General features: G+C 48.4%; 1 protein-coding gene. It reads right to left on the bottom strand.

The genetic code is table 11. The features are described from left to right. Positions 1-196 precede the first annotated feature (196 nt). The coding region (locus O3682_RS11665; RefSeq protein WP_371510180.1) for a transferrin-binding protein-like solute binding protein at positions 197-1,786 on the bottom strand (1,590 nt) is incomplete at its 5' end.

Raw genomic sequence — 1,786 nt, 5'->3', positions numbered from 1 at the left:
TGGGAATTTAGGGGATTTTGGGGAATTTTGCAAAGGTCTCAGATTATCTGAAAATAAGATTCAAGGTTTTCAGACGACCTTTTAGCGGGTAAATTGCTCTCTAGATTGTTGTTACCGTAAAAGGTCGTCTGAAAATCCTACCCACTCAAAAACAAACCGCCCTTTCAGGCGGTTTGTTTTCAGCTTAAACAGACGGTTATTGCTTTTTACCGCCGAATACACCGAAGGCATTGTTACTTGTATCTTTTTTGTCATGATAACTGTATCGCCCGGCCATTTCGGCAGCTTTGTCACCGTAGAATCCGCCAGTTACAGAGCCTTGTGCATCTGAAGAAGTCCATTTACCGTTAAAGCTGCTGCCTGTAATATCTGCAGTAAAGGCTCGTTCATTCATGAACCATCTGTCACCACTATTGATTTTACCTGCGATAGTCTTGGTATCGAAGTTGACATCTGCGGTAAACGAACCGGTAGTACGGTAGCCTCCTGTATCACCCACCCAGTTTTCCTTATTATCCAAGTTGCGGGCACGGAAATTCAACACATCGCCGGCATACTTGGCTGTCCCTGACGGTAGAGAGGCACTCATTACCCCCTGAACAAACAAGGAGTAGGCATTATCGGCAAGTTTTGCCGCACCGAAGACAACATTGCTCAAATTGCCTGAAGCAACAAACGATTTGTAGTCCGAACCCAATTCAGTTCGATAGAGCTTGTTGGTAACAGGTGACAAAGCGATTGTCGTACCGTTGATAACGACTTTGGTCAAATCGGCGATATTCGATAAGAAGTATTGCTCGCCTGTTTCGCCTTTTTTCAATTTGGTTGCGGCAGCGTCAACTTCAGGTTTGGTTACGGGCGCATCAGGCTGTCCGCCTGCTTGAGCTGCCGCATCTTGGCGTTTTGCACCAAACACACCGCGCGCCACTACGTCTTCATCACGTTGGTTTTTGCCTGCCGCACTATATGTACCGGCAAGTTGGTCTGCCTTCGCGCCAAAGAATCCGCCTTGCATCGTACCTTGCTTGTTGGAGAAGGTGTTGCCGTGCAAATCGCCATTGAAAGACAGATTTTCCGCCATATCGCGCGCATTGGATTTGACGACACCTGCAATCCTGTTGCCACCACTACCACCGCCAACCGTTTGATCGGAATAGCGGTTGATGCTGACATTGATGGTTTTTTGGTCGAAATTGACTTTTGCGGTAACATCGGTTGCTTTGGCGGCAGGATACAGATTGGCCAGCTTGGCTTGCGAACCGGTTTCAAAAATTTCTTGCAGACCTCTTGTATTGATCGGCAGTCCGTTTTGGAAATGCAGGCCGATGCCTTTATAGGTTGCATCCCCTCTTTGGGCTGCAACGGTATCACTGCCTGATGGCGTGCCTTGGACAAACAACGCCTGTTTCACATCACGCAGATCGCTGACATCGGCAACACCGCCGTAACGAACGTCAGGCAACAGGTCGCCGCTGTGTACCGCATATTGTGCCGCATCGGCTTTACCGCCGTTCATACTTTTTTCGCCCAACGTAAACTCACCCGCTTTAACGTCTTTGGTATTAATGGCGACACCATCAAGTACGACGCTGTTTTTATCCGAGGCAGTCGGAGCTTCGGTTTTGGCATATTCCAAATCGCCGGTTTCACGTTTTTTCGCTACCAAGACACCGCCATCCAAAGCCTTGCCCATTACTTTGCCTTCGCCGCCAAAACCTTGACCTGAATTGGCCTCATTGGCTTTCTTAGCTTCCTCAGCTTTCTTGGCCTCTTCAGCTTTCTTAGC

Source organism: Neisseria sp. 27098_8_112 (assembly GCF_041433235.1).
In the GTDB taxonomy this organism is placed as follows: domain Bacteria; phylum Pseudomonadota; class Gammaproteobacteria; order Burkholderiales; family Neisseriaceae; genus Neisseria.
This window is presented reverse-complemented; position numbering and strand designations above follow the sequence as displayed.